Origin of the sequence: Burkholderia aenigmatica (assembly GCF_048627025.1) — a bacterium.
In the GTDB taxonomy this organism is placed as follows: Bacteria; Pseudomonadota; Gammaproteobacteria; order Burkholderiales; family Burkholderiaceae; genus Burkholderia; species Burkholderia aenigmatica.
This window is the reverse complement of sequence record NZ_CP184471.1, coordinates 253,807-270,382: the sequence shown is the minus strand read 5'-3', so window position 1 is coordinate 270,382 and position 16,576 is coordinate 253,807. Positions and strand designations below refer to the sequence as shown.

The 16,576-nt window shown below is 60.5% G+C and carries 33 protein-coding genes; 26 read left to right on the top strand and 7 right to left on the bottom strand.

Annotated elements, in window-relative coordinates; all coding sequences use genetic code 11:
- The first annotated feature begins 17 nt into the window (after nt 1-17).
- From ACN8ZM_RS39355 to ACN8ZM_RS39320, 8 genes are all read left to right on the top strand, one after another.
- Nucleotides 18-383 (top strand): hypothetical protein, encoded by a 366-nt coding sequence (locus ACN8ZM_RS39355; RefSeq protein WP_025496243.1) that lies wholly within the window; start codon nt 18-20, stop codon nt 381-383.
- A gap of 4 nt (nt 384-387) precedes the next feature.
- A complete protein-coding gene (locus ACN8ZM_RS39350; RefSeq protein WP_171030106.1) occupies nt 388-531 on the top strand; it encodes a hypothetical protein in 144 nt (47 codons plus the stop codon).
- Nucleotides 528-731, top strand: coding sequence for a hypothetical protein (locus tag ACN8ZM_RS39345; protein WP_025496244.1), 204 nt, complete (start codon nt 528-530; stop codon nt 729-731). Before ACN8ZM_RS39350 ends, ACN8ZM_RS39345 begins: the two co-directional genes overlap by 4 nt.
- Before the next feature lie 13 nt (nt 732-744).
- Entirely contained in the window at nt 745-1,227 is a 483-nt protein-coding gene (locus ACN8ZM_RS39340; protein ID WP_025496245.1) for a hypothetical protein, read from the top strand.
- A 301-nt stretch (nt 1,228-1,528) separates the two neighbouring features.
- Nucleotides 1,529-2,041, top strand: a complete 513-nt coding sequence (locus tag ACN8ZM_RS39335) for a hypothetical protein (RefSeq protein WP_025496246.1) — start codon at nt 1,529-1,531, stop codon at nt 2,039-2,041.
- A gap of 178 nt (nt 2,042-2,219) precedes the next feature.
- Nucleotides 2,220-2,726: a hypothetical protein gene (locus tag ACN8ZM_RS39330; RefSeq protein ID WP_025496247.1), complete on the top strand. Its 507-nt coding sequence runs from the start codon at nt 2,220-2,222 to the stop codon at nt 2,724-2,726.
- 73 nt (nt 2,727-2,799) lie between these two features.
- Nucleotides 2,800-3,381 (top strand): rhomboid family intramembrane serine protease, encoded by a 582-nt coding sequence (locus ACN8ZM_RS39325; protein ID WP_025496248.1) that lies wholly within the window; start codon nt 2,800-2,802, stop codon nt 3,379-3,381.
- Between the two features lie 32 nt (nt 3,382-3,413).
- Nucleotides 3,414-4,028, top strand: a complete 615-nt coding sequence (locus tag ACN8ZM_RS39320; RefSeq protein ID WP_025496249.1) for a hypothetical protein — start codon at nt 3,414-3,416, stop codon at nt 4,026-4,028.
- 137 nt (nt 4,029-4,165) lie between these two features.
- Here the strand turns inward: ACN8ZM_RS39320 and ACN8ZM_RS39315 are convergent, their stop codons facing one another.
- Both ACN8ZM_RS39315 and ACN8ZM_RS39310 read right to left on the bottom strand, forming a co-directional pair.
- A complete protein-coding gene (locus tag ACN8ZM_RS39315) occupies nt 4,166-4,450 on the bottom strand; it encodes a hypothetical protein (protein WP_025496250.1) in 285 nt (94 codons plus the stop codon).
- Between the two features lie 92 nt (nt 4,451-4,542).
- Nucleotides 4,543-4,950, bottom strand: a complete 408-nt coding sequence (locus ACN8ZM_RS39310; RefSeq protein ID WP_025496251.1) for a hypothetical protein — start codon at nt 4,948-4,950, stop codon at nt 4,543-4,545.
- 242 nt (nt 4,951-5,192) lie between these two features.
- On the opposite strand from ACN8ZM_RS39310, the gene ACN8ZM_RS39305 reads away from it, so the two are divergent.
- The 4 genes from ACN8ZM_RS39305 to ACN8ZM_RS39290 all read left to right on the top strand — a co-directional run bounded on the left by ACN8ZM_RS39305 (nt 5,193) and on the right by ACN8ZM_RS39290 (nt 7,979).
- Complete coding sequence (locus tag ACN8ZM_RS39305) at nt 5,193-5,984, top strand: hypothetical protein (RefSeq protein ID WP_025496252.1); 792 nt, start codon at nt 5,193-5,195, stop codon at nt 5,982-5,984.
- Between the two features lie 85 nt (nt 5,985-6,069).
- A complete protein-coding gene (locus ACN8ZM_RS39300) occupies nt 6,070-6,873 on the top strand; it encodes a DUF2491 family protein (RefSeq protein ID WP_089454686.1) in 804 nt (267 codons plus the stop codon).
- A 45-nt stretch (nt 6,874-6,918) separates the two neighbouring features.
- A complete protein-coding gene (locus ACN8ZM_RS39295) occupies nt 6,919-7,677 on the top strand; it encodes a hypothetical protein (RefSeq protein ID WP_089454685.1) in 759 nt (252 codons plus the stop codon).
- A gap of 95 nt (nt 7,678-7,772) precedes the next feature.
- Complete coding sequence (locus ACN8ZM_RS39290; protein WP_137962568.1) at nt 7,773-7,979, top strand: hypothetical protein; 207 nt, start codon at nt 7,773-7,775, stop codon at nt 7,977-7,979.
- Between the two features lie 141 nt (nt 7,980-8,120).
- Here the strand turns inward: ACN8ZM_RS39290 and ACN8ZM_RS39285 are convergent, their stop codons facing one another.
- Genes ACN8ZM_RS39285 through ACN8ZM_RS39265 form a run of 5 tightly spaced genes read right to left on the bottom strand, consistent with a single transcriptional unit; the run spans nt 8,121 to nt 11,108 of the window.
- Nucleotides 8,121-8,558, bottom strand: coding sequence for a hypothetical protein (locus tag ACN8ZM_RS39285; RefSeq protein WP_137962567.1), 438 nt, complete (start codon nt 8,556-8,558; stop codon nt 8,121-8,123).
- Nucleotides 8,559-8,587: 29 nt separating this feature from the next.
- The gene (locus ACN8ZM_RS39280; protein ID WP_089454683.1) at nt 8,588-9,175 is read right to left on the bottom strand and encodes a DUF262 domain-containing protein; all 588 of its coding nucleotides are present in this window, start codon (nt 9,173-9,175) and stop codon (nt 8,588-8,590) included.
- A 42-nt stretch (nt 9,176-9,217) separates the two neighbouring features.
- Nucleotides 9,218-10,522, bottom strand: coding sequence for a type II toxin-antitoxin system HipA family toxin (locus ACN8ZM_RS39275; RefSeq protein WP_089454756.1), 1,305 nt, complete (start codon nt 10,520-10,522; stop codon nt 9,218-9,220).
- A gap of 16 nt (nt 10,523-10,538) precedes the next feature.
- Nucleotides 10,539-10,751: a hypothetical protein gene (locus ACN8ZM_RS39270; protein WP_089454757.1), complete on the bottom strand. Its 213-nt coding sequence runs from the start codon at nt 10,749-10,751 to the stop codon at nt 10,539-10,541.
- A gap of 57 nt (nt 10,752-10,808) precedes the next feature.
- Nucleotides 10,809-11,108: a helix-turn-helix transcriptional regulator gene (locus tag ACN8ZM_RS39265; protein WP_089454786.1), complete on the bottom strand. Its 300-nt coding sequence runs from the start codon at nt 11,106-11,108 to the stop codon at nt 10,809-10,811.
- 274 nt (nt 11,109-11,382) lie between these two features.
- On the opposite strand from ACN8ZM_RS39265, the gene ACN8ZM_RS39260 reads away from it, so the two are divergent.
- The 14 genes from ACN8ZM_RS39260 (at nt 11,383) to ACN8ZM_RS39195 (ending at nt 16,547) form a co-directional block, all read left to right on the top strand.
- A complete protein-coding gene (locus ACN8ZM_RS39260; protein WP_137962566.1) occupies nt 11,383-11,676 on the top strand; it encodes a hypothetical protein in 294 nt (97 codons plus the stop codon).
- Nucleotides 11,677-11,683: 7 nt separating this feature from the next.
- Entirely contained in the window at nt 11,684-11,974 is a 291-nt protein-coding gene (locus ACN8ZM_RS39255) for a hypothetical protein (protein WP_089454759.1), read from the top strand.
- Nucleotides 11,975-11,976: 2 nt separating this feature from the next.
- Nucleotides 11,977-12,144, top strand: coding sequence for a hypothetical protein (locus tag ACN8ZM_RS39250; protein WP_171030069.1), 168 nt, complete (start codon nt 11,977-11,979; stop codon nt 12,142-12,144).
- Nucleotides 12,145-12,164: 20 nt separating this feature from the next.
- Nucleotides 12,165-12,473 (top strand): hypothetical protein, encoded by a 309-nt coding sequence (locus tag ACN8ZM_RS39245; protein ID WP_089454760.1) that lies wholly within the window; start codon nt 12,165-12,167, stop codon nt 12,471-12,473.
- Nucleotides 12,473-12,676 carry a hypothetical protein gene (locus ACN8ZM_RS39240; RefSeq protein WP_089454761.1) on the top strand — a complete coding sequence of 68 codons (204 nt, stop codon included), beginning with the start codon at nt 12,473-12,475 and terminating at the stop codon, nt 12,674-12,676. Before ACN8ZM_RS39245 ends, ACN8ZM_RS39240 begins: the two co-directional genes overlap by 1 nt.
- Nucleotides 12,677-12,694: 18 nt before the next feature.
- Complete coding sequence (locus ACN8ZM_RS39235) at nt 12,695-13,171, top strand: hypothetical protein (RefSeq protein ID WP_089454762.1); 477 nt, start codon at nt 12,695-12,697, stop codon at nt 13,169-13,171.
- Nucleotides 13,172-13,191: 20 nt separating this feature from the next.
- Nucleotides 13,192-13,320: a hypothetical protein gene (locus ACN8ZM_RS39230; RefSeq protein WP_265328604.1), complete on the top strand. Its 129-nt coding sequence runs from the start codon at nt 13,192-13,194 to the stop codon at nt 13,318-13,320.
- Nucleotides 13,317-13,661 (top strand): hypothetical protein, encoded by a 345-nt coding sequence (locus ACN8ZM_RS39225; RefSeq protein ID WP_235996072.1) that lies wholly within the window; start codon nt 13,317-13,319, stop codon nt 13,659-13,661. Before ACN8ZM_RS39230 ends, ACN8ZM_RS39225 begins: the two co-directional genes overlap by 4 nt.
- 117 nt (nt 13,662-13,778) lie before the next feature.
- Nucleotides 13,779-14,324, top strand: a complete 546-nt coding sequence (locus tag ACN8ZM_RS39220) for a hypothetical protein (RefSeq protein WP_137962565.1) — start codon at nt 13,779-13,781, stop codon at nt 14,322-14,324.
- A complete protein-coding gene (locus tag ACN8ZM_RS39215) occupies nt 14,314-14,517 on the top strand; it encodes a hypothetical protein (protein ID WP_089454764.1) in 204 nt (67 codons plus the stop codon). Before ACN8ZM_RS39220 ends, ACN8ZM_RS39215 begins: the two co-directional genes overlap by 11 nt.
- A 130-nt stretch (nt 14,518-14,647) precedes the next feature.
- A complete protein-coding gene (locus tag ACN8ZM_RS39210; protein WP_137962564.1) occupies nt 14,648-14,851 on the top strand; it encodes a hypothetical protein in 204 nt (67 codons plus the stop codon).
- 38 nt (nt 14,852-14,889) lie between these two features.
- Nucleotides 14,890-15,192 carry a hypothetical protein gene (locus tag ACN8ZM_RS39205; protein WP_089454765.1) on the top strand — a complete coding sequence of 101 codons (303 nt, stop codon included), beginning with the start codon at nt 14,890-14,892 and terminating at the stop codon, nt 15,190-15,192.
- A 232-nt stretch (nt 15,193-15,424) separates the two neighbouring features.
- Nucleotides 15,425-15,931 carry a hypothetical protein gene (locus ACN8ZM_RS39200; RefSeq protein WP_137962563.1) on the top strand — a complete coding sequence of 169 codons (507 nt, stop codon included), beginning with the start codon at nt 15,425-15,427 and terminating at the stop codon, nt 15,929-15,931.
- Between the two features lie 88 nt (nt 15,932-16,019).
- Nucleotides 16,020-16,547, top strand: coding sequence for a hypothetical protein (locus tag ACN8ZM_RS39195; protein WP_089454788.1), 528 nt, complete (start codon nt 16,020-16,022; stop codon nt 16,545-16,547).
- Nucleotides 16,548-16,576: the final 29 nt, after the last annotated feature.

Here is a 16,576-nt window from a genome sequence, read left to right as displayed (position 1 = left end):
ATCCAAACGGAGGCACAATGCTTCGAAGACTGCTGAAGACCATCAAAACGGCAAGGGAACCGGAAGACGTAAAGCGGGCACGAAATGCGGCAGAAATAGTCGCGCGGGGCGCGGCGCTAACGCTCAACCATGTCGAACTGGACTATCGGAGGCTACCGGCATTCATTAGCACCAAGTTGGTAGGGTATCTCCATGGCTATTCTTCGGTCATCTGTACTTCGTGGGCCGTTCAAGATCCTGGTATAGCTATTGGTGCCACGATGTTTGCGATCGAGTCGATTTTTCCCGAAAGGCGTGAATTCTTCATCGAACTGTTGAGCGCCGAATCACTAAAGTCGGCGGCCTTCGTCGAAGGGGGGGAAGGCGGGTTGGTCGGACGCTGAGAGGATGATCGCTAGAAAGACTGGCTCGGTGGCATTGCTTGATCTGCTTGTCAAAGACTTCAAGGCGTTCTGCAACTATCGGGAAGCTGCTGACTTTGCCACCAAAATCCGCAAACTGGAGGAATTTAAACCGGAAAAGGAACAATGAATCGCTACATTCAGATCGCTCCCGGCGTCCTGTTCGCTGCCGAGGTGCTGAGCCCCGAATGGGGTCGCGAACATCGACAGTATCCACCCGCTGCGCAGCCTTCGTCTGTCACGCAATCCGCGCGGCGAGCGACAAGCGCAGTCGCCGAAGTCAAGTGCGACGCCCAAGAAGCCAACAGCGGTCAGATGGAACTGTTATGAAGGAAAAGCCACGATGCGTGAATTGACCATTGCCGACGCGATGTGCCTTGCCATCAATTTGCTTCGGGATTCTGCGGAATCCCGAAAGATGCCATCCGGAGAGCCGCTTGGCGACGATGCAGCTGCGGTTCACGCAGCTGCCGCGGACGAGTTGAGTGCGTTGTTGTCGCCTCGGACAGGGCAGCCCGACGCAGCTTTTCCGGTCGAGTTGGATCCATCGTTCATTCGAGTGAGCATGGACATGTGGCGCGACGCAACGGACATGAAGATCCCCCTGCACGATGCGTTCAAGATTCATTTCATGGAGCGGCGTAAATCGCTCCTCGAAGGTTTCGAGAAGACGGGAAAAGCATGGCTCGCGATGTTGAGAGCCATGAAACCCACATCAGACGCGAGTGAGCTCGTGGCTCTACGCGCCGACATCGAGGAGTTCGTGAGGTGGACTGAAAACGGCCTCGAAACGCTGGCGCGTCTCGGGAGCGGTCACGACGCCTGACGCCCCGTTCGGTTGGCTACGAGCAGGTCGGCCAGCTTGGAATCTGACCGGAAGGACGCCCGTATGGGCACGCTTTCGAGATTCCACACAGGAAGTGCTCTCCCTACAATTGCTTGCAACTGGCCGCAAGAGATTGATCTAGGCGTGGGGTTGCAGGCTGCAATCCGCGGCTTACACGCGGCCTTGGTACGTCGTGGCAATCTCCGGATCTTGTCGCAGTGCTGTCCGCCCGGTACGGATTGACCGCTTCCTAACCGAATATGTCGAACCCGCATTGCGGTCAAAACGCCGAGGAGCAAACATGATGGTAGCGAGCGGGATGGACACTCAGAGCTTCATCCCTGGTGACGGGGTCTTTTTGGTGATTGCCGAGCCAGCGACCGGCTGCGCGTCGGTCTCGGTCGGCGCGACCCACGAAGCGGTGATGAGCGCATTGAAGGCGGTTGGCAAATCGGCGTTGCGGATCATCAACCTGACGGAACTGGAACACTGGATGGAGAAGGCGGTCTCGACCATTCTCAATCATAAGGCTCAGGCACTACCGGCAGGCACCGCGAGAAGCATGAATGATCTCATTCGAGACGGCATGGATGGCTATTTTGTAGCTTTCGGCGATCACGTCAAGGGTGCTACCGATGCCACACTTGGCAAGGCCACCAGTGAAGCGGATCGTGGCCGAGTAGTGGGGAAGATGTTGGCTGCAGGGCGAACGGTAACGCTGGCCGTGCCGTTCGACCTATTGAACGTGACGATGCAAAGAATGTTGGCGGTGCAATCTGGTCAAGCAGACCCCGATCATGTTATTTGCGATTGAAGCATGTCGCGCCGTCCTTGCGATCAACGGCGAAGTCTATTGAGAGCCGATCCATTGGTTGCTTCCAGATAGGGTGAGCTGAACACGCCTGCAACGCGGGCGGAGCCACGGCGAGACATCTAGAAGTGGAAACGCAAGTCAATAGAATGAGAGCATCGAAATCGGAGGGAGAGTTTTGATGCAGAACACCACGGTACTGGCCACGAGGAAAGATTTCAATCCGTTCACGCTCGCGCTCAAGAAGCGTTGCGAGGCCGAAGGTGAAGTGCTCGTGCGCATGCGCAATAGCGACTACTGCAAGGTCGCTTACCGGCCGGCCAACGCCGAGGATTGCACGGGCGAGGCTTTCCACAAGACGGATCACTCGGCCTACTGGGATCCCAACGGTGAATCCTTCACCAGTTCCGATTTCGATATCGTCGAGCTCGTTGACGTGCCGGCTGCGACGCACACGAAGACGATCCCGATCGACGAATTCCGCGACGGTGCCCGCGATGCGGTTCTGAAGGCGCTCGACACGTACATGCGAGAGCAGACCGGCTGCGATAACGCCCGCGGCGCTCGCGATGCGGATCTGCCGCAGTTGTTCGCGGGCATCGACGCCCACATGGACCGTGTTGCGGCACGACTCAACCGCCCCGACAGCGACGAGGTCGGCTCAGCCCACCTCTCGATCTCCCCCTGAACAGGCACACCCGTCGCGGCGATCATCGCCGCTGGCGGGACTTCGCGACCGAATGATGTTGAGCACATATTCCATGACCCGCGCGGTTCGCTCCGCCGGCGAGCAGATCCGAGCACGAGCGTTACTGCTCGTCATGTTCGTCGGCTCGATGTGGCTGACGTTCTTCCTGTCCGTTGCCATACCGGGGCTGCATCTCGACCGGCATGGCGTCGTTCCGCGCACGCTGAGCGGTCTGCAGGGCATCCTATTTGCTCCCTGGCTGCACGCGAACATCGGGCACATCGCAGCGAACACGGGCGGCCTGCTGATCCTCGGATGGCTGGCCATGTGGCCGCGCATCTCGAACTTCTACAAAGCCCTGATCGGCTCGATGCTGGGCGCCGGGCTCTGCTCCTGGCTTTTCGGCGCGGCCTGGTCCGACCATATCGGTGCGAGTGGCGTCGTGTTCGGATTTGCCGGATACCTCGTAGGGCGAGGGATCTACACGCGCAACGTCCTTGCGATCGTGGTGGCGCTGTTCGTCGTCGGCACGTATGGCTTGAGCATGCTGCTCGGTGTGCTGCCGATCTATCCCGGAATCTCGTGGCAGAGCCATCTGGGCGGCGCGATCGGTGGAATTCTGGCAGCGCGTGGCTCCCATCCCGAGCGCTCGTAAACGAATCCGATCGGGAATCTCAAAGGAACCCCATGAACCTCGCTGTTGAGAACGAGAGGCAGGCAACCCCTAAGATCATTCATTGGATCACCGCGGCGATCGCAGTCATTTCCATGGCAACTGCGTATGCTGGCGCACCTTTCCAACCGGTCAGCATCCAGTCGGAGACCCCGATCAGCAAGGTCTTGATCGGAAACTCGATCGGATGGCTCGTCCGCGTCCGTGACGATCATCGAGCGGTCACGATCGAGCGAAATACGCAGTATGCGACTGCGACGGACATGATTTTCGTGACGCCGACCGGGCTCGTGACCTACGACATCGCAAAAGACGGCCGGGTGGATCTGAACACTGACCGACGGATCATGCGGAACGGTGGCGCGCTCGAGCTCGCGCCGGTGCGGGTATCGGTCCTCGAATTTCCGGACATGGTCAAGCAGGTCGAGTGGACGCGCCCGCTCGCTCTTCAGGTTCAGGCCGTGATCGATCATCACTACGTCGCCCTGAAGTACGCGCCGATGATCGGCGGTCCGAAGATAAGCGGGCCACGCCGCCTGACGATCACTACCGAATCCGGGAAGTATTCGTTCGACGTGGTTGCGGGAACCAGCGGGGCGCCGGTGTACAGGGTAGTCGACGGGAACTGAGACTCTGATAGTTTCAGTTTCTCGTCGAGTGAATCGCTCGAGGCGATCGCGGATAGACTGAGTCGATAAAAGCAAACGGCCCGCTGCGTGCTCCCCTGAGGAGTGCCAGCGGGCCGTGCGGCTTGATCAACGATCGATCAGTGTATCGTGGCTACGCCGTAGCCGATGACGATCAACACGGCGCAGATCACCTGAATGACCAAGCCCTTCCAGCCGGCTCGCTTCAGGTTGAGCCCCATGAGCTCGGACAGCCTGTACCAGATCATGATCGTGAATATGAGACCGATGAAGGTCAGGTCCACATGCTTGTTGATCATGCGATCGATTCCGATCAGGATCGCGAAGACCACGGTGTTGGATAGTAGTAAGGCGAGTACGTCGCGTGTATCCGGCTTGTGGATGGCTACGCCTAAAACTCTCATTTGAATATCCCCGAAAAGCAGGTCACCGCGCTCTCGTTTGACGGTCTGGTGGCGGCATTGTACCCAGAAGCCGTCATGCCCTCTATGGGCGCTTATTGCGGCCGAGTAGCGGGCTGCACCAGCGCGTAGTCCTTGAAGTCGTACGGGCCGAGAGAAGACCGGAAAACGGTCTTGTTGCCGTCCTGGATGGGCGAGGCAAGTTCCTTCTCTGCCGAGTAGGCGTTGGCCCAGTCGACGTAGATGCTCCCGTTGATGCTCACGGTTCGGATGACACCGTGAACCTTCGGATCGTGAACATTGAAGATCTCGCGGCCGCGCATCGTTTCGACGTACCAGGGAAGCTGATCGAGATGGATGTTGCCGGCCTCTCGGGACGCCTTGATGGTCTTCGCCCGTGCGGCGTCGAATGCGGCGCTATCGAAGGGAGTATTCGGGGCGGCCGGCGGCGTGCTCACGTGCGGCTGATCGGGCAGGACGGTTTCGTATGCGACGTCGGTCATGGGCTGGCGCTCCGGTGAGGAGAGGCCAGAGTGCCATGCCAGCGCGCCATTGCAAGACGGTACGTGGAAGCCCACGTTTGGCTTTCGGCGGCACATCATCTTCCCACGGTTGGCGTGGCGAAAGGTGCCCCGTATAGACCCTGATTCAGCGTATCTGACCGGTCCGGCGGTCAATAACATCCAGCTATCCGGCCGCGACTGATGACGCCTGGCCGGTCGATATCTGGAACGGAGCCCTCTACATGAAACGCAGCTTTCTGGCCACGCTGGCTGTTGCCCTCTCATTGGCTGTTTCGCCCGTCACTTGGGCACGCGGAGGCGGAGGCGGGGGTGGGGGCGGTGGCGGCCACTCCGGCTTCAGCTCAAGCCATTCCTCGTCCAGCTCACACAGTTCGTCGAGCGGTAGCAGCCAGGGCAGCGGCTTCGGCAGTTCGCGTTCAAACGGCTCGAGCGCGAGCGCGAGTGTCTCCCGTTCGAACGACTCGAACTCGAGCGCAGGTGGTGTCTCCCGTTCCGGCCCGTCGCTTGGCACCGCGCTTTACAACAGCCAGGCGTCGCGGCAGGCCGCGGCCACGTACAACCGTCCGGCTGCACCGGCACCGGTCTACACAAACGCTGGCGGCTCCGGCGACTATTCGGGCGGTGCACCAACGGCGAACCGCTACAACTCGCCTGCGCCGATCGTCGTGCACCACTACGACAACTCGGGAAGTGGCAGTAGCAGCTTCCTGTTCGGATGGATGCTTGGGCATGAAAGCTCGCGCTCCGCTCCGGTCGTGATCGAGCAGCAGCCGTCCCAGCCGGCCTACGTGCAGTCCGGTGGCATCGCGAACACTGGTTCTCAGCCGGCTGGCAACGCTGGATCGTCGACGGACGCGGTAGCGCCGACCGCAGACCATACCGGTAGCCAGATCCTGCACGTCCTGCTGTGGATCGCAGGTATTGGTGTGATCGGATTCGCGTCCTACAGGCTCTGGACCAACTGGTTGGCCCGCAAGGACAGCTATACCGCGACGAACCACTACAAGCTGTGAGACTGAACGGGAAACCAAGCCGGTAACGCCGGCTTGCCGGTTCCTCCTCATGGCAACTCATGCACATCACGATTCAGGGACATCAATGAGCCTCTTCAATCTCGCCAGCCGCATTGTCGACCAGAAGCTGGACGACGCTGCTCGTGCCCATGCCCCGAAGCTCGACCGCGTGGATACGGGGTTGCCGTTCAACGCGCAGATCGGCGCGCTGCTGGTGATCCCGCGCGCTGAGTTCGCGCTGCTGGACGCAAGTCTTCTGGATATGCCGAAGGACGCTCAACTGCCCATCGAAGCGGCAAGTCGTCTCCATATGAACGGCGACGAAGACCTCAAGCTCTTTCGGCTCTACACGTCGTTAGGCGAGAGCCGGCTCGGCATCGGCGGCACGTTCCTGCAGGTGCTCTGCGGCCCGGACACCCTTGAGGATATCCGCGACATCGCGTATTACCAGTTCCTCACGCGCCAGTTCCCGGTGACCGCCGAGGAACAGGCGCCGTTCCTCGGCGAAGGCTTCGGGCTGGGCGAGATGGACTACTACATGGCGGAAGACCAGCTTTCGCAGATCAACGGCATGAGCGATGCCCGTCTGGACGCGCTGCTGCCCGGCGACGTCGCAGAGCTTCATTTCACGCGCGAGGGCGGCGCGGGCCAGTACGTGTCTCCCTTCCGTGCAACGGAGAACCGGCTGGACGACGCGGTAGGCGATCGCGGAATGAAGAAGGATCTCTCGTTCATGCAGTACACGCGGACGCTTGCTGGCGGTCAGTCTGAACGCCTCCTGATCTCGTTCGAAAACGTGCGCAGTCTCGACGGCCAGCCGTCTGCGGCGGTGTACGTCGATTTCCTGGCCGGGCTCGCGCTCGACCGCAATAAGGTCAAGGTGCTGTAGCGCCGGCCATTTCACTTTCGCCATCCCTTTCAAGGAGTTTTGCACATGTCTGGTTGGAGCCTCACGGCAAACCTCATCAAGAAGCATGTCGGTGTTCTCGGCGACAGCATCGCCACGGCCATCGCCTCGTTCGACCCGGAAACCGCGACGCAGGTGGACCGGGACAATCTGGCCGCGAAGCTGCGCGAAGTCGCGATGAAACTCGCCGACGCGAAGCACAAAAACGCGGCCGCGCAGCAGGCGGCAACGGATCTGGCGACGAGCATCGCGACCGACGAGAAAGCGGCCGAGATCCTGATCGCGAAGTTCGACAAGAAGGAGATCGACGAAGCAACGCTCAACGAGTTCACGAGCAACCTCGAATCGAACAAGGGGAAGCTGCCGGGCCTGCAGCAGGATGCGGCCGCCACGCAGCAGCTCGTCGACACGCTTCAGGACATCCTGAACACCGTCGAGAAAAACCTCAACGAATTCGACGCCAAGGCGAAAGCCGCGATCAGCAGCCTCAACCAGGCACGTGCGGATGAAGATCGCGCGAACCTGCGGCGCCAGGAACAGGACGAACTGAACGCACTGCGCTCGGGTACGGGCGGCGCGTCGACCGGGCTCGCCGCGTTGAACCGGGCGGCCGACGCAGCTCGTGTACGTGCTGATGCCGCGACGACGATTGCCGACATCGGCCAGAAGCCGATCGATCGCCAGAATGCCGTTGAAGAAGCTCGGCGCATCGCCGCCGGCGGCGCAGACTCGGCGACGGAGTCGGCCGTGGAGCGGCTGCGTCGAGTGGCCGCGGCGGGCAAGTAGGCCACGCGGCCGCAGGACGGCCGGGCGATGCCCGGCTGTTTTCGGGCATTCGCATGTCGCGGCTGACGTCAACCACCGAAAGAAGGGGAAAGGGGATGGAAGAGCCGACGCAGCATGGGCAAGATGATGCTGTCATCAAGGCGGGGACAATGCTGGTCGCTGTAGAAGACCCACCGGAATATGTCGTGAAGGGTGTTTGCGCGTTTTCTGTGGTGCGGGCCGAAGGTGAAAGCGCCCAGGATCCATTCGCAGCCGTACGCGGCGCGTTGAAACGGCTACCTGAAACGTCCGTCGACCGATAGCGTCCGGCCGATGGTTGGTAGCCAGTATCAGGAATCCGCATTCGGTGGTTGACGTCAACCGCGAAATGCGGATATCTCTGCTTCCTTGTCCGGAGTGCCAGCAGCAGGCGCCTGAAGCAGTGTGGCGCTGCTGGGAGAAGGTTATTCGACGATTTTCCCAGCCAGAAGCTTGAGCGTGCTCACGTTCTCGGGTGAGGCCCGCACCCATTTACCGGCCTCGTTGCCCTGCCATACGTCGCCGGTTTCGAGATCCACCGACAGCCACTTCGACGGGACGCGGGAGGTGATTTCGAGCGTCGTCATTGCTGTTTCCGCAACAGGCCGACCGTCGATCAGTTTGCGTGTAACGCCGACGAAACGCCAGTGGACATGCCCTGACTTGACCAGCATCTTGTCTTTGCGGGCTTGCTTCATGAACTGATCGGCCGCCTTGATGGCAACCTCGCGTTGATCGCGCCTCACGCTATTCGCGAGGAACTCGATCACCTGCGAGCGGCGAATGTACGGCTGTTTCGCGTTTAGCGACATGAACATCGCCCAGGCGGATTCGAGCTTCATTTCGGTTTGAGTCTTGGGCATGGGAATCTCCGGTGTGGATTCGGGGCTGCTCAGCGCGATCGCGGGGCACCGGCGCGCACGAGCTCGTCGCGCATGGCAAGGATGCGAGCGATCTCATCGTCGCTGTGCGGCGTGCCGCCGCGGTTGAGCGCTAGGTAATGCTCCAGCACGTCGATCTTGTACTGGAAGCAGAACACGGCGAAGCGTAGACGGTAGGCCATGCCCTTCGGCGTGAAAGAGGTGCCGGCCAGGTCGTCGAGAGTGAGCCCGAACGGATGAACGTTGCCCGCCATGAACTCGCGGACGGCCGTCAGCCGCTGCAGGCCGTCCATCACCTGAAAACCGTCCGGCAGATCGCGATCCTTAGCCAACAGACGCGATTCGAAGGTCGGGCAGTTGAACTGGATCGTCAGGCCGGCGGTGGATATCGCGCCGCGGAGAACGCCCTCGACGTAGGCTTGTTGTTGCGCCGACGTCCAAACATGCCCGCGCTGGTAGTCCGGGTTTAATTCCAGACCGTAATCCTGGGTCATGTCAGCAAGTGTCTTGTCGAGCATCCCCCAGTGGGTGTCAACTTCGTAGCGGGCCTGAGCCAGCGGCCGGATAATCGCGAGCAGTTCGTCGTTGGTTTTTGGCATCGTGTCGGTGGTTGGAATTCGGTTAGGAGGGCAGTGCGGCGCCTAGTTGTGTCGCTTGAGCCAGCGTGCCGCCAGCTTCGTGGAACGAACGTGCTCCCAGATCCGGGCCCGATGCTGATTGGTCAACGTTGCTGCGGCGAGAACGTCTTCCCAAGTTCGCATTGCCGCGTCCACTGTTTCGGAGATGGTCTTGGACAACGCCGCTTCCGGAAGTCCCCAATGGTTCGCCCACTGACGCACGATGGCCGGAGAAATCTCGCGGGTCTTAGTGCCGTCGACCAGCTTCAAGCCGTGCCCGGTCGAGCCGTTCCATGCGCTGTACGCGACGATATCGTAGGCCGGCGAGAGTGACGCGGTGCGAGGTGTCCTATACAGCAGACCGAAATTCTTGAGGTGTGCGTCCGGGTTCCCGAGCAGTTCGTTGACGGTCAGCCTGCGCAGCATCTCATGCACATCGTCCTCGCCGCGCGTTGAGCGCGCGAGCAGGACCAGGCCGAGATCCGCATAGGAGAGCGAGTACTTGTTCTGCGGAAGCGTCGACGTGACCTGCGCCATGTCCTCTGCGTGCAGCCGGGCGTTCGGTGTGCTGGCGTCCCGGTCGAAGCGATGCACCAGCAGGAACCGGGTGGAATCCTCCCGCATAGCCTCGTGCAACTGACCGGCAATCTCCGTCAGCGGAAGCAATTCGTGCTCGCACGTCGTTACCCCGGCCGCCCGGGCAAGGTTCAGCGAAGCGTGCTCGACTTCGGGCATCTGTGGGAAATCGGACGCAGGCAGCTTGCCGATGTAGTGGCCGCCATTGTTCTTCGAGCGCATGACGTACCGCCCGCCGGGCTCGCGCACGAGCGCGACCTTGGGTTGCACGCCGGAGAGCGACGTCGATTCAGGCGCCGGCATCTGGGCTGAACTCATCTCGAAGCTGTCGTTGCCCTGCGTGAGCAGGCGGCCGAGCTGCTGTTCGGTGAGCGTTTCCTGAACGGCCTGGACGTTGCCTGGCAGATCCGATCCGCAGTAGGCGAGGAGGCCGAGGCTATCGCGCTCTTCGATACCGGCGTCCTCGATCAACTGGCGACGCAGCCGCCCTTCTGGCAGCAGGTTCTCGAAAAAGGGCGGCAGGCCGCGCTTGCCGTCGCCGCGCGTTTCCTCGAGCGCCGGGTCGAGCAATTGCGATCGCGTCTCTGCTTCGGTTTCCGCTTCGAAAGCCTGGGACAGAACCGGGCGCTCGGCTTCGGGCATCATCGCGTAGCCTTCGTCGAAGCGGAAGTAGCTGCGGCCGTCGTCGAGCTCGAAGAGCGAACCGACGTTGACCGTGTCGATGACGATGCGCAGGGAACGGACAAGGCTCATGGAACGTTCCTGCGGCTCAGTGGCGGAAGAAGGAGCCGTCTTCGATCCACTGGATGAGGTCCAGAGTCAGACGGAAATCCCCGTATGCGACGGCTGCTTCCTGCGTGGCCAGCGGCCCCGTCAGTTGAGCCGTGCCGTTGCTCGGGTTGAACCCGTGCTTTTTCTGCAGTGCCTCGGCTCGACGCTCGAGGGCCGCGATCATGTTCGGCTTGCTGAATCGTTCGCTCATTGTCATTTTCCAGTGCGGATATTAGGGCTTTCCTGCTTCGGGCTCTCAGCCCAGAACTCACTCCTTTGGCTTGGTGCGATCCCGCCTGGTGGCCAGGAGCCGCTTGAGCGCTCCGCTGCGAAGGTTCGTATCGCTGCCGACCATCGGCGCCAAGCCGCGCGGCAGGACGTTCAGATCCAGCTCGAGAACGTGGCAAACCGCCAGCAGCGTGCTGAGCCGGGGATTTCCGGTCCCGGTTTCCAGTTCACGCAGCGTGAGGCGGTTCACGGACGCCCGGTCCGCAAGCTCGCTTGCGCTCATCCCGCGGGCTTCGCGAGCCCGACGAATGTCGGCGCCAAGAGTGGCTGATGTGGTCATCATAGTAACCAAATTGGCTAGATGGTTATCATAGTAGCATGGTTGGCAAAATAACCAAGCCACCCAGTTTGGTTACTATACCTGCCGCTTGCGAAAGGCGGAAAAGTGACTTCGGACTGGATTTGTACGCGCAGGCGCCGATATCAGAGAAGGAGGGCCAGAGATTCCGAAGTGGAATCGCGCGGCGGGTGACATGAGCGGCAGGGCATCCGCGAGGGCTAGAACCGTTGGGCTGCGTCGCTAGAATTGGCATCGATAGAGGGAGAAGCTAACCATGACTACGAGGTTGACGAAAGTCTCTGGGAGCGAGAAGTCTGCGCATCAGCAGGTCCACGTGGGCGAAAACGCCATCGGGGAAATCTGGCGCGAGAAGGTCAAGGTCGTCGTGAGCAAGATCACGGCGCCGCAAGTGAAGGCCGATCGGTGGCGCTGGTTTGCGAAGCAGGCAGGCTGCACGATTACGCTGGGTCGCGGCACCCGTGCAGCCATGCTGCTGGGCCCGGGGTTCAAAACGAAAGACGAGGCGGTCGCCGTCCTGGTGGGGACGACTTCGCGCGGCGACGACTGATGATCACATGAGCAAGTACGAAACGCTGGACCAACTCATTCTGGAACGGATTGGTGCAACGCCGGCACCAGGGCTTTTGACGCCGGCCACCCCGGTGCCGTTTTTTCTGATCAGTGCGAATCCCGCGATCAGCGCCGAAGGCGAACGCCTTGCGCAGATCGAGAAGGCAGAAGCCAGACACGGGAAAAGCAGCGCGCCGGGTTGGCGCATCATCGATCGACGCCTGCAGGCACTTCGCAAGGCTGAGAAAATCCGGTCGACGTCCAAGGGCTGGGTGCTCGTTGGCGGGGCCGCCTGACGATGGCCCAGAAGCTCTATCGAGTCGTCGAGACCGTGTGGAAGGGAGAGGGCCGGGTGGCCGTCGATATCGGCTGCGCCTGGAAGCCGGAAAGGGCGGCGCGGAAGGAGATGAACGACCTGGCCGTCAAGAACCCGGTGAAGCTCTATTCGCTCGAGCGTCAGAAATAACGATCAAGGGACTACGAATCATGAACATCAAGGTTCTCAAGGCATCCGGGTTTGCTCCCGTGGAATACCCCGATCAGCAGGGCACCTTCTACACGAAGAAGCTCCGCGTAACCGATATGCCGTACATGCGCACGCATGCGATCGATCACGAGACGATTTTCGAATCGACCGAGATGATCGTCGAGGTTATGCCGGATGGTCGGGTGCAGATGATCGCGACCAATGCCGAATATGTTGAAGCTGCGGTCGGAATCGATACCGAAGAGGGTACGGGTCTGCTGCGCGATGCAGGCGTCGATGTCGACCTTTTTCTGGCTCGGGAGGCTTGATGCGCCTACAGGACTATGCCCCGGGTACTCGTGCGCAAATCTCCGATCGGGTCTTTCGAAGAACGACGACTGGCACGTTTTGGCGCGAAGAGCACCAGATTCCCGGCAACTGCGTAAACCGCCCGTCCGTCAGCCTGGAGAACATCGAGCAGGCTGCCGGCGTGAAGCACGTCGTGCTCGCGGAGCGCGACGACGACATCTAGTGATTGAACGGAAGAGAAATGGGAGAACCGGAGAACGACTGGATCGAGGAGCTTGCCACGAAGTTGACGCATGTTCGCGGGGATTTCGTGGCCGAGGTCAAAGGCATGAGCCGCGAAGAATTGCAACGTCGAGTGCTGATCCAGGCTGACTATGTTGGCTTGTTCGCCGGTAGCCTGGATGGCATTCCGGAAATCCGCTGCATCCCGGGAAGCGGTGTTGATCGGTGCCGCGATCATGGCAACATCCGATCGATTGTTGCCGAGCTGGTCAAGCATTGCCCGACAACGTGGGAGCGCACCTGGAAGGGGCAAGGGAAAAGCGATATGGATCTGACTCAGTTTGCCCGGGTGGGCGATATCGTCGAATGCCAGGTGAGAAATCCTCAGCCGGGCGTTATTCGCATGCAACTGCTGACACCGGAGGCCTGCGTACACGCGAACGATTTGCTGATGGACCCGGCCAGTGGGTGGAAGCTGGTTCCGAGCCAAGGCTGATGCGCGGAACAAGAAAAAGCATGTTGCTGAACAAATGGAAGGACGGAAGCGCAGGCTATGGGAAGGCAATTGCGGCAGCATTTGCCAACGCCCTCTTGTACGCGGGGATCTCGGGCATTGCCACGCTGATTGTGATCAATGCAACTTGATTGAAGGGAAAAACGACATGCGTGCGGTGTTCAAGGGGGTGGTCGTCGCGACCTTGCTTGTGATTTCTACGGCAGCTCTCGCGGAAGGTTACGGTGGCCGATCGATTCGTATTGGCTGGCATGTTCGTCAGCCGACCCGCTTTATGGTGTCTGGGGTGCTGCGGAAGAACGGCAGCACCGACGTCATCAAACCGATTCAGGCGATTTTGACGGCTGACGATGGTGGCGCCGCGCTTCAGACCTTCATCAAGAGCGCGCAAACGCAGTATCCGGGGTACGCTCTGATCGCCACGCTGGTGTCGCCCGTACCTATTGCCGGAACGTGCGAGAACGCAATATAGGCGAGCCAAGAAAGGGGGGAGTTGCAGATGGAAATCTCGGCTTGAACGATGACGTGCGACGATAACGCCCTCCGCGCACATCACACCACACTAGGTTGAAACCAATCGGAGAACTATATGGGACGCATATTGGGTCGCGTTGAATATGGAGTCAACGCCAAAGAGCCAAACCGGTTCTTTATTCATTGCGACACGTCAGGATGGTCTATGCCGCCGCTTTTTGCCGAGCCAGCCGCGGCGTGGCGCGTCTATGACCGGGACGAAAGCGGGAAAGCGTTGGATGCAGCCGTTCCGAAGCGCAGCACCATCGTGCGGGTGATTCGCAAGGTATTGGCTCACGGGCGTAGTTTTTCCGCGAACGGAGAAATTTATGGCGAGCCGCAGTTCGGGTTGGCAACGGACGATCGACTCCTGTACCCGCTCAGCAGAAGATTCGAAGAGAATCGGCGCTGCTTCCTAAAAGCCGGCGGTGTGCTCCATGTCGCAGAAGAGGTGGACGGCGGATTCAGCGGCTATTACGACCATCCCCTCTGCGCGGAACGATGGGATTGGAGCAAGGATGATCAGAGAATTGCGTTCGAGGAACTGTTCGACCAGCCCCTCGATCTGTGCCCTCGTTGTGTTGAAGCGTTGCTCGCGAAGAGCGGTTGCTATGACCGTTGAAGCGACGATCAAATTTTTACACTTGGCGATCGCCGAGGACGTCCGTACGCTTCCATGGCGCTCGAATTGCGCCGGCGAGATTTTTTCCGATGACGGATCCGAGAATGGCTTGCGCATTGGCCATTTTCAGGGTGATGCTGCGATCGCAGCGTTCGTTGTGGCCGCCCACGACGAGTTCCAAAATGGCGGATAGGCAAGCAATAGACCTGTGGGCGTCCAGGAGGAGCGCTTAGGGAAGATCTACGTGCTGGCTTGAAACGAAAGATGACATCGCTAGTATTGGTCACGCAAGCGTACTGCTGCCAATCACGGGGAAAACAGCGATGTCCAAACAGGTCTGCTACTGGCACGAGGAAATGAGCGAGGAGATCGCTCGCCGTGTTCTCGGCTCGCATTTCGATTACGCGATCGAGCAAGGTGTCGTTTTCTGCGAAAGCCGCGCGACCAGCGCCTGGCAGGCCAACCTGCAGGAATCCTTCGGCGCGTTCAAGACGGCTGCACGTGTGGCCGCAGCCGGCCGTAGCTGACCGCGAACAAGTACGATCCCTTCCAGCGAGTCCCGACCATGAACAAGAACCAGTATCGCATCGCCCGCCGAATGATCCGCGAGAACGGCCGCTACGCGCTCCAGTGGATGCGCAAGGACATCGGCCAGGAGATGGCCCGCATCATCGAGATTCGCAAGGATGAACTTGCCGATCGCGAGGAACTGTTCCGCGACATGGGTTGGGGCATTCACCTCTCGAAGAGCATCGCCCGCGATATCGCGTCGAGCCGCGGCCGGCGTACGGCGAGCTCGCTCGAACGGAAAAATCCCGGCGCCGCGACCGCGTCCGGGAATCCACTCGTGATCGCGCTCGCCGCCTGACACGCAGGCCGATTCTTCCGAGCCTCGATCGAGAACTTGCCGGTCTTATCCGGCGATATCGTATGGCACCGTGCGCATGGCGCGGAAGGCCGAGACCTGGCTGTGCTTGACGCGGCCCAAGGGCTATTGGGCGCAAATCCCACGAAAAGACATCCCTGATAGGTCACGATTCAAGATTCCTGACAAGAATCGATCTCCCTAGAATGTTCGGCTACGAGGCAGAGAAGGGTCTATGACCAGCCTGCCGCGTCGTTTGCGCGCTCGTGCGTCGACGTGTTCAGCCGTGGGGAGCATCATGCCGGAAATTTCCCGTCAGGAACTGAGGCGGGCGTGGGGCAGGATCATCCAGCCGATTGAGCCAGCCTACATCTATGAGCAGGTCAGCCAGTTGGCGATGGAAGCATTCGAAGCGGCGATCGAGGAACTGACCGCCGCGCTCGAGGAACTTCCGGCGGGAGTCTGTGCGCAATTCGACATGGCTGAGGCGGAAGGGGAGGTCTGGACCTTCTGGCTGGCCCGCGAGCGCAGGTCGAAGCTGATGTGGGCGTTTGGCTCGCGTGATGCGGTTTTCGAGGATGCGATCGATCCGGGGCATTTCGAGGGGATCAGCATGCACGACGCAAAGGTCGCCACGCACCTGATCCGTGTCTGGCTCGAATCCGCCGACCGAAAGATCGCTTCCTACCCGGTCGCGACGCTGAGCGATGCGCGCGAACGACTGACAACCGAACAGCAGTGATGCTGTGTGGAGGCGTCGGCTAGTTCCATGCCTGATGTACGAACGGTAGGTGCTAGCGGGCGCAAGTTTGGATCTTTCGGAGAAGTCGATGACCCGTAACGAACGTAACAAGGAACTGCATCTCGAGCGCCGTAACCTCGCCGCGGCACTCACATGGCCGGAGAGCACCCCATTTCTGCTCAATCCGGATCCGGCTCAGCGGAAACGGCTTAAGGCTGTTGGATGGATGATCGCCTTGCTCGTATTCGGCGTTCTCTCTCCGTTCAAGGGGCCGATCGACTCCTGGTCGAAGTCGTACGAAAACCGGCAAATCCGTCCCGCGATGGAGACTGCGATGCAGGCAGGCAACCGCGCTGCCGGCACGTGGCTCGCGCTGCACTTCCGCAAGGACTATCCGGGCCTGCTCCAGCAGGAGGTCGACGCAGGCGAGCCGACGGCGATGTTCCTGGTCGGCCGCCTGATGAGCGGATCCGACCATCCCGAGCGTGTGATCAAGATCGATCCGTCGATGTCGGCTTCTCAGGTGAAGGCGAAGGGCTTTGAACTTATGCGTCGCGCGGCAGCGGCCGGCAATCAGGACGCGTTGAAGTACCTGATCCAGAACGGCGGCCTGTAAGCGGCCCCGAAACTCCATCCGAAGCGGAG

What these genes read in the sequence shown, in the direction of transcription:
- ACN8ZM_RS39325 (WP_025496248.1), top strand. Translation starts at nt 2,800, where the DNA reads ATGACCCGCGCGGTTCGCTCCGCCGGCGAGCAGATCCGAGCACGAGCG.
- ACN8ZM_RS39245 (WP_089454760.1), top strand. Translation starts at nt 12,165, where the DNA reads ATGAACATCAAGGTTCTCAAGGCATCCGGGTTTGCTCCCGTGGAATAC.
- ACN8ZM_RS39250 (WP_171030069.1), top strand. Translation starts at nt 11,977, where the DNA reads ATGGCCCAGAAGCTCTATCGAGTCGTCGAGACCGTGTGGAAGGGAGAG.
- ACN8ZM_RS39340 (WP_025496245.1), top strand. Translation starts at nt 745, where the DNA reads ATGCGTGAATTGACCATTGCCGACGCGATGTGCCTTGCCATCAATTTG.
- ACN8ZM_RS39205 (WP_089454765.1), top strand. Translation starts at nt 14,890, where the DNA reads ATGAACAAGAACCAGTATCGCATCGCCCGCCGAATGATCCGCGAGAAC.
- ACN8ZM_RS39255 (WP_089454759.1), top strand. Translation starts at nt 11,684, where the DNA reads ATGAGCAAGTACGAAACGCTGGACCAACTCATTCTGGAACGGATTGGT.
- ACN8ZM_RS39285 (WP_137962567.1), bottom strand. Translation starts at nt 8,558, where the DNA reads ATGCCCAAGACTCAAACCGAAATGAAGCTCGAATCCGCCTGGGCGATG.
- ACN8ZM_RS39295 (WP_089454685.1), top strand. Translation starts at nt 6,919, where the DNA reads ATGTCTGGTTGGAGCCTCACGGCAAACCTCATCAAGAAGCATGTCGGT.
- ACN8ZM_RS39355 (WP_025496243.1), top strand. Translation starts at nt 18, where the DNA reads ATGCTTCGAAGACTGCTGAAGACCATCAAAACGGCAAGGGAACCGGAA.
- ACN8ZM_RS39320 (WP_025496249.1), top strand. Translation starts at nt 3,414, where the DNA reads ATGAACCTCGCTGTTGAGAACGAGAGGCAGGCAACCCCTAAGATCATT.
- ACN8ZM_RS39345 (WP_025496244.1), top strand. Translation starts at nt 528, where the DNA reads ATGAATCGCTACATTCAGATCGCTCCCGGCGTCCTGTTCGCTGCCGAG.
- ACN8ZM_RS39195 (WP_089454788.1), top strand. Translation starts at nt 16,020, where the DNA reads ATGACCCGTAACGAACGTAACAAGGAACTGCATCTCGAGCGCCGTAAC.
- ACN8ZM_RS39275 (WP_089454756.1), bottom strand. Translation starts at nt 10,522, where the DNA reads ATGAGCCTTGTCCGTTCCCTGCGCATCGTCATCGACACGGTCAACGTC.
- ACN8ZM_RS39305 (WP_025496252.1), top strand. Translation starts at nt 5,193, where the DNA reads ATGAAACGCAGCTTTCTGGCCACGCTGGCTGTTGCCCTCTCATTGGCT.
- ACN8ZM_RS39265 (WP_089454786.1), bottom strand. Translation starts at nt 11,108, where the DNA reads ATGACCACATCAGCCACTCTTGGCGCCGACATTCGTCGGGCTCGCGAA.
- ACN8ZM_RS39335 (WP_025496246.1), top strand. Translation starts at nt 1,529, where the DNA reads ATGATGGTAGCGAGCGGGATGGACACTCAGAGCTTCATCCCTGGTGAC.
- ACN8ZM_RS39230 (WP_265328604.1), top strand. Translation starts at nt 13,192, where the DNA reads ATGTTGCTGAACAAATGGAAGGACGGAAGCGCAGGCTATGGGAAGGCA.
- ACN8ZM_RS39220 (WP_137962565.1), top strand. Translation starts at nt 13,779, where the DNA reads ATGGGACGCATATTGGGTCGCGTTGAATATGGAGTCAACGCCAAAGAG.
- ACN8ZM_RS39260 (WP_137962566.1), top strand. Translation starts at nt 11,383, where the DNA reads ATGACTACGAGGTTGACGAAAGTCTCTGGGAGCGAGAAGTCTGCGCAT.
- ACN8ZM_RS39280 (WP_089454683.1), bottom strand. Translation starts at nt 9,175, where the DNA reads ATGCCAAAAACCAACGACGAACTGCTCGCGATTATCCGGCCGCTGGCT.
- ACN8ZM_RS39310 (WP_025496251.1), bottom strand. Translation starts at nt 4,950, where the DNA reads ATGACCGACGTCGCATACGAAACCGTCCTGCCCGATCAGCCGCACGTG.
- ACN8ZM_RS39315 (WP_025496250.1), bottom strand. Translation starts at nt 4,450, where the DNA reads ATGAGAGTTTTAGGCGTAGCCATCCACAAGCCGGATACACGCGACGTA.
- ACN8ZM_RS39270 (WP_089454757.1), bottom strand. Translation starts at nt 10,751, where the DNA reads ATGAGCGAACGATTCAGCAAGCCGAACATGATCGCGGCCCTCGAGCGT.
- ACN8ZM_RS39215 (WP_089454764.1), top strand. Translation starts at nt 14,314, where the DNA reads ATGACCGTTGAAGCGACGATCAAATTTTTACACTTGGCGATCGCCGAG.
- ACN8ZM_RS39235 (WP_089454762.1), top strand. Translation starts at nt 12,695, where the DNA reads ATGGGAGAACCGGAGAACGACTGGATCGAGGAGCTTGCCACGAAGTTG.
- ACN8ZM_RS39240 (WP_089454761.1), top strand. Translation starts at nt 12,473, where the DNA reads ATGCGCCTACAGGACTATGCCCCGGGTACTCGTGCGCAAATCTCCGAT.
- ACN8ZM_RS39330 (WP_025496247.1), top strand. Translation starts at nt 2,220, where the DNA reads ATGCAGAACACCACGGTACTGGCCACGAGGAAAGATTTCAATCCGTTC.
- ACN8ZM_RS39290 (WP_137962568.1), top strand. Translation starts at nt 7,773, where the DNA reads ATGGAAGAGCCGACGCAGCATGGGCAAGATGATGCTGTCATCAAGGCG.
- ACN8ZM_RS39200 (WP_137962563.1), top strand. Translation starts at nt 15,425, where the DNA reads ATGACCAGCCTGCCGCGTCGTTTGCGCGCTCGTGCGTCGACGTGTTCA.
- ACN8ZM_RS39300 (WP_089454686.1), top strand. Translation starts at nt 6,070, where the DNA reads ATGAGCCTCTTCAATCTCGCCAGCCGCATTGTCGACCAGAAGCTGGAC.
- ACN8ZM_RS39350 (WP_171030106.1), top strand. Translation starts at nt 388, where the DNA reads ATGATCGCTAGAAAGACTGGCTCGGTGGCATTGCTTGATCTGCTTGTC.
- ACN8ZM_RS39210 (WP_137962564.1), top strand. Translation starts at nt 14,648, where the DNA reads ATGTCCAAACAGGTCTGCTACTGGCACGAGGAAATGAGCGAGGAGATC.